Genomic DNA, 6634 nt, shown 5'->3' on the forward strand with positions numbered 1-6634 from the left:
TGATGTCTATCTCCCATGTTCTTTCAATCATCTGTTTTTTATATATTTAGATAACCGAATATCTTATCAATTGAAATATATCCCCGTGTCGTTAATTAGCACCCCATTCTGTGAGTAGCTCCGCAACAAATCCATATTTGTATTCTAGCGATCGAGCCCATAGCAACGCTTTTAACCCCTCTTAAAAATTTATGGAGAACGCTCAATTAAAAAAATACATGATGAAAAAGCTTATCGTCGTTCTGTTATTTGTAGTCACAGCACTATCTGCGAAAGCTCAAGAGAATGATCATGGCGTTGAGCAATTAAAAAAGCAGCTGTCGGTTTATTTAACCCATCACCCATCCAGCAATCTCTACCTGCAACTGGATAAGAACATCTATTCACCCGAAGAAAATATCTGGTTCAAAGCCTACCTGTTATCCGATACCTCCACAGCCAACAAAGTATTATATGTGCGCATCACCGATGAAGCTAAAGAGATAGTACATAACGCCCAGTTTCCCATGTACGATATCCGCTCGCATGGCAATATTCAGCTGCGCAGCAATCTGGAAGAGGGCAAATACACCCTTTATGCCTATACCGACCGAATGATCAGCTATGGAGATACCAACGTGTTTGTTCAGCCCATTCAGATTAGAAAGATGACCGGCAAGAAACTGGAAGCCGAAGCCTCGGTAGCAGATACCACCCGGCTCATCCGGGGCGGTAAGGTGCAAGTGATCACTATTATCCGTGAAAGCGGCAAACTGGCAAAAAACGTTAAAGGCGAATACGAGCTGCTTGCAGGAGAAAAAGCCATTAAATACGGCAGGCTGAGTACCAATTTGTTTGGCGAAGCCTTTATAAATTTCACTTACCCGGAACTAAAAGACAACCAGTCGCTGAAAATCAATATGCTCTTTCGCCGGGATAATGATTACGCCGAGCTGTCGCTGAATCTGCCCCATGAAGGCAATCCGCTGAAAGTAAGTATTTATCCCGAAGGCGGACAGCTACTGGCTGGTGTCAGCGGCAAGGTAGCCATCGAAGTACTGGATATCCATCAGAATCCGATACCTACCGAACTGCTGGTAAAAAATGCGGGTCGGCTTATAGCCAAATTAAGAACCAATAAGCAGGGAATCGCTACCCTGAGCCTGAAGCCTGAGCTTGGTGCCACTTATACTGTAGAAACAGCAGGCAAAATGAAGCAAACAATTGTCTTTCCAGAAATTATAAAACCCGCAGGCTACAGCCTAAAGCTGCACATGAATAAAGAAGAGATAGAGGTAACGGTCTACAATAAAAACAAAGCAGACAATGCCTTACTGGTACTACGCTCAGCAAAAGAAGTGCTGTGGAGTCAATCCTTAAAGATTCCACCGGACGACTCGGTAAAAGTCCCTGTACCGGCAGCAGGTTTCCCCAAGAATATCCTGAGCCTGGCGGTACTTGACGGGCAGAATAAACCGCAGGCAGAGCGTCTGTTTCTGAATAAAGCCCAGGAAGATTATAAGGTAAGGATCAGCACCGACCGGAAAGATTACGGCCTTCAAAAGAAAGTGACGGTTACTGTAAAGATATCTGATACAGCAGGAAACCCTGTGGTGGCCAATCTTGCGGTAGGAGCTACGGAAAAGAACCGGATCGACAGCGTGGGTTACCGGACCATTTTACAGTCCTGGTATTACCATCACTTTGAGCATGCCAGCAGGAACAGGTTGCTGTCGGCCAAATCAGCAAACGAGACGGACGGTTTACTGATGGTAAACACCTGGGGCAACAACCAGTGGAAGACCATCAGTGATTACCAGCCCACAGGTCTTCCATTGCGCCTGGATAATACAGATGCTGCAATTGGAATGGTGATACCGACCGGTAAGAAGGAGATAGAGGAGATTGACATCAAATCCACCGATGTTAATTTCTCTCTAGCGGAGTTAAACAAGAAAAATATTCTCCAAACCAGGCGATTTACCATTAAACTCGATAAAAATAAGATGTTTATGATACCGGCTTCTGAACTGTTGTCTTTTAAAGGGAAAGAATGGATGTTGGATATATACAAAGTGGTAAAACCTGCTCCCGATATCAATTTTGAGGTGCAATGGAAGGATCATGATATCCATTATGATAACACTGTAGTAAAAGGAAGATCACTATTCGTGCCGGAAATTGTAAACTTTTTTTCGAGGCTCAAGAATCCTGTGGTATCTGATTTCAAAATGAACGGGATAAACCAATTAGCAGAAGTTACTGTAGGGGGTAAAGATGAGATAATCAGAAAGAGGCTAAAAGATAAATGTGCAGATTGGGTGTGTGGATACAATAACATTAATTGTTCAAGACATCCCACAGGTACCAAACCAGTAAAGGGCAAAACTTATTTTAAAAGGTCTAAAGGCATAGTGAACCTAGTCACCAATATAGGTTGCGACAACTACAGGGATGTCAGTTATATCAAAAATATCACCATTCCGGAGGAGTTCTATTTGCCCGATTATGATAGTGCACCATTTGGAAAATTCGATCCCCGGTCTACCATTTACTGGAACCCTAATTTGGTTACCGATGCAAACGGAACGGCAACATTTAGTTTTTTTACCTCAGACATTATGGGAGAATTTGAGATCATAGCCCAGGGACTGGAAGTGAATACTTTTAAGGCCTTGATGGGAAGAGGAGGTTTCAAAGTTACACCTAAATGAATGGAAATCTTATCACCATCTTAATGTTGCCTTCGCCAGATTGCTGCTTGTTAAATGCTGCGGTTTTGCTTACGTTTATGTACCTAAATTAACGATGGATCAAACTCCACAATCCATTCAATACCATATTTGTCTCTGAACATCCCGGCATAGGTACCCCATGGACTTTCGCCAATAGGCCCCTCCACCTCAGCGCCAGCGGATAGTCCGTTAAATACTTTGTCTGCCTCTTTGCGGCTTTCAGCACTCAGGGCTATTTTGGATCTGTTCTCATTTTCGCTTACCCGGCCCATAAACTCAGGGACATCATTGGCGATCAACGTATTGTTTTTGCCAATAGGCAAAGCGATGTACATGATCTTATCAGCCTCGTGATCAGGTACCGGAAACTCCTCGCTGGCAAGGTCTTTGAAACGAATGATCTTTGTAAACTCTCCGCCAAAAACTGATCTGTAAAAAATGAATGCTTCCTCGGCATTGCCGTTAAAATTGATCCAGGGATTAATTGATCTCATGATGTTTAGGTTTAATGGTTTAATTTTCTTCTAAGGTTGCAAATACTGGCGAAATCTGCAAGTTGTGGTCGCCTTTACCTGGTAAATTTATGCTTCGATTTTAATTCGAGGATTTTGTCGGCAGATACATCGAGATCAGCCAGCAATTCATAACATTGCATTTCTTTATTGTGGTCTTTTAATAGTCTGGCAAGTTCAGCCCCTATGATCAGGGCTTCAGCCATACGGTCTTTCTCAACCTCAATTCCAGGTTTTTTAAGGGCATTGTCAAGTGTTCTGCAAGCAGCAGGGTAATCTTCTTTAAAATCCCTTAATCTTACCGCAAGTGCAATTGACTTCCCGAATTCAGTTAAGGCCTTTTGATCTGCACTTTCATAATCGGGATAAGCCGCCTTTCTTTTAAATTATAATTGGATAAATTTGATTCATGCAGGATTTTATACACAATAAAAAACTTTATTACAGCGCCGTTGAATTTGCTTTTTCCCATATCGGAGGTACTTGGAAAATACCCATTCTGTTATGTCTGGAAGATGGGCCGGTAAGATATGGAGGCCTGAGGAGCAGGATTCCGCACATCACAGATAAGATACTGCATACTCAACTGAGAGTATTGGAAAGTAAACAAATGATCAGCCGGAAGATCTTCCGGGAAAAACCTCCGAAGGTAGAAGACATTTTTAAAGTTTCTGTAATTCCCATAGTATTTTTATCTTTAGTTAGTTTCTCGATCTGCTGATCGGATTTTCAGGATTCTGTATAAGCTTGACTAAGAATATCAAAGGGATTGGATTTCTTCTATTGAAAGTTTTGTGTATTTGACAATCTTTTCAATAGGTTCGTTATCGGCTAACATTTCACGAGCCAAATCAAGAGCTAATTCTTTCTTTTCTGCCAACGCTTTGGCGCGTTCCCGCTCTGTAGCTCTCTGATCTGCCTTTTGCGTAGCGGTTTCAACTGCGTAATCCAACACATTCTTATTATCCCACTTTCGCTTTAAACTTGCATTGTACATAGCTCGCTCTTCTTTTGTTAGATTGGCATATTTAGCCAGGTTAAATAACTGATCAAATTCCGGGCCGAATAAGTATTCGGGACGTTTTGTAAATTCTGTTAAATGCTTCAAGGCATATAACCATTTATCCAGTTCGGTATACAGTTCGTCCGGGCCTTTAACAAAGTTAAGCATCTCAATGAATATAAAGCCCAGCTTATCATAGAATATTTTACCAGTGTGCCTGTTGGCCAGGCAGATGTCTTGAACATATTCGCCTTTCATGCCATCCGGTAACCTGAAATCTTCCAGAAAGGCGATTACATAGACCTCATTGAGATCGTAAGCCCATTCTTTCCGCCCCCCTTTTGGGGCTTGTTCACTGATTGCTTTGGATGCGTAAAAAATTGATCTTTCTTTAAAGTATTTTTGGTAGCCCCGCTGTATTTCTATGATGAAATGAGTTCCGTCAGCATCTGTGCAATACACATCAAATATAGCGCCTCCTTCTTCGGCATTTTCGCCGTGATGTTCATTCTGACCATACTCGATGTCTGTTATGTATTTTCTGCCTTTGAAAAGATGGTTCAAAAGCCCGATCAGAATTGGTTTACTTTCTTCAGTGGCAAATAACCTTTTCCAGGCGAAGTCTACAAACGCATCAATGTAAGTAGTTGGTTTGGGGGTTTGGCTGGCCTTTGGATGTTGGTTCTGTTGTAAAGTAATGGTTTCTTCTGACATTTATTGCTGTTTATATTCAGCAAAGCTACAGTACGGAATATGCGTTGCCAACGATTTAGGAAAGATCAGCTCGAAACACTAAATTTTTTGGGATTTGCAGAATTTAGTTCGGAATGGGGGATAAAATCGATTGCGAAACCGGTAAAATGGTAATGGATTTTTGCTGATTGAATTCGAAGCCAGTGCTTTATGCTACTTTATAAATAGTTGATTTCTATTTATTATTAAATAATTTTTTTTACATTTACTCATCTCTATTTAAACGTTTTTAATCATCCTAAATTATGGTAAAATCTCTCCAAAGCACTCGATCGAATACAAACAATCCCCAGCGCATTTCGCTTCTATTTAGGATATTGAAAACTGCCTCGTATTTCAATAAAAATAGCTGATTACTTATTAATTTTTTTCTAACTATTCAATCGCTGTATAAAAATCCGGGGAAAACTCGCACCATTAATGTAGCCATTGAATAGTTTAGCTGCGCATAAAGCGTGTATAAGCCTGATCATCTAAATTCCTCTTAAATTCTTTTATGATAAAACATCTGCCTTTTTCTAAATCATCTCAAAATCATATCTAAATTAAAGCTAACCATCCCCTAAATGAAAAAAATCTTACTCTTTTTTCTCCTGACTTTAACATTCTCAATCGCAAAAACACAAACACCAACTACCCTGGCACAGGGTGACATTTCCATTATTGGTGTTAATGCCAATTCGCCGGATGGTTTTGCATTTGTTAACTGGGTAAACCTGGCTCCGAATACAGTAATTAAGTTTACTGATAATGGGTTCAGCAATAACACAAACAGTAATACTGCTGGTATATACAGAGAGCAGGAACAATACACTGTATGGACGAATAATACGGGAAGCACGATAGCTGCAGGTACTATTATTACGATTCAGGCGAATTCTGCTACAGCTCCAACCGGATCAGTAACAAATATCGGTACAATCACATCCGTTACCAATTCCTCTAATGGAAGTGTCGCAACGAACATGTCATTAACCAACACATCCGGTGATCAGGTTTTTGCTTTTCAAGGTGCAGGTGGTCCCAGTTCTAATTCTACAACTTTCAGCGGTACCATTATCTTTGGCCTGGGTTTTTCAGGTTCTACAGGAACCGCAACCACCTGGGTTACTACCGGAGCTATTAACGGATCAACGTCCTATCTTCCCGGAGATGTTTCCGGAAACAGTAAGATTTTCTTGGGCCCGAATATTGTTGCCGGACAATATACAGGCCCTACAAGTGGACAATCTTCTTTGGCTGCGTATAAAGCATTGATTGCAAACCCTGCGAACTGGACTACTGTAGGTACTACAGGAACAGTTACATTTACTACTGCTGCCTTTACAGCGAGTGCTCCTCCATCCATTACCGCAGAGCCATCAGCAAGTGCGATCTGTGCAGGAGCTACTACAACTTTCTCTATAACGGCAACGAATGCTACGGGTTACCAGTGGCAGGTAAACACTGGCAGTGGCTTCACAAATATTAGTAATGGGGGTGTTTACAGCGGGGTTACTACTGAAACACTTTCTATTACCGGTGCTACGGCAGGAATGACTGGCTATACTTACCAGTGTATAGCTAGCGGAACCGGATCGCCTGCTACATCTAATACGGCTGTTCTAACCATCAATGTCGCACCGACGATTACTTCTCAGCCATCGGCGAGT

5 protein-coding genes and 1 pseudogene are annotated in these 6634 nt (G+C 41.6%); 3 read left to right on the forward strand and 3 right to left on the reverse strand.

Going from position 1 to position 6634, the window contains the following annotated elements:
- Positions 1-218: 218 nt before the first annotated feature.
- Positions 219-2693 (forward strand): hypothetical protein, encoded by a 2475-nt coding sequence (locus tag R2Q85_RS19850; RefSeq protein WP_316813538.1) that lies wholly within the window; start codon positions 219-221, stop codon positions 2691-2693.
- A gap of 83 nt (positions 2694-2776) precedes the next feature.
- Here the strand turns inward: R2Q85_RS19850 and R2Q85_RS19855 are convergent, their stop codons facing one another.
- Complete coding sequence (locus R2Q85_RS19855) at positions 2777-3208, reverse strand: VOC family protein (RefSeq protein WP_316813539.1); 432 nt, start codon at positions 3206-3208, stop codon at positions 2777-2779.
- Positions 3209-3282: 74 nt separating this feature from the next.
- Positions 3283-3432 carry a hypothetical protein gene (locus R2Q85_RS19860; protein WP_316813540.1) on the reverse strand — a complete coding sequence of 50 codons (150 nt, stop codon included), beginning with the start codon at positions 3430-3432 and terminating at the stop codon, positions 3283-3285.
- A 203-nt stretch (positions 3433-3635) separates the two neighbouring features.
- On the opposite strand from R2Q85_RS19860, the gene R2Q85_RS19865 reads away from it, so the two are divergent.
- Positions 3636-3947: a helix-turn-helix domain-containing protein gene (locus R2Q85_RS19865; RefSeq protein WP_316813541.1), complete on the forward strand. Its 312-nt coding sequence runs from the start codon at positions 3636-3638 to the stop codon at positions 3945-3947.
- A gap of 39 nt (positions 3948-3986) precedes the next feature.
- On the opposite strand, the gene R2Q85_RS19870 is transcribed toward R2Q85_RS19865, so the two are convergent.
- Positions 3987-4943: an Rpn family recombination-promoting nuclease/putative transposase gene (locus R2Q85_RS19870; RefSeq protein ID WP_316813542.1), complete on the reverse strand. Its 957-nt coding sequence runs from the start codon at positions 4941-4943 to the stop codon at positions 3987-3989.
- A 605-nt stretch (positions 4944-5548) separates the two neighbouring features.
- On the opposite strand from R2Q85_RS19870, the pseudogene R2Q85_RS19875 reads away from it, so the two are divergent.
- A pseudogene (locus R2Q85_RS19875) lies at positions 5549-6634 on the forward strand (immunoglobulin domain-containing protein); the annotation flags it as partial.

Source organism: Pedobacter heparinus, assembly GCF_032678725.1.
GTDB classification, from domain to species: Bacteria; Bacteroidota; Bacteroidia; order Sphingobacteriales; family Sphingobacteriaceae; genus Pedobacter; species Pedobacter heparinus_A.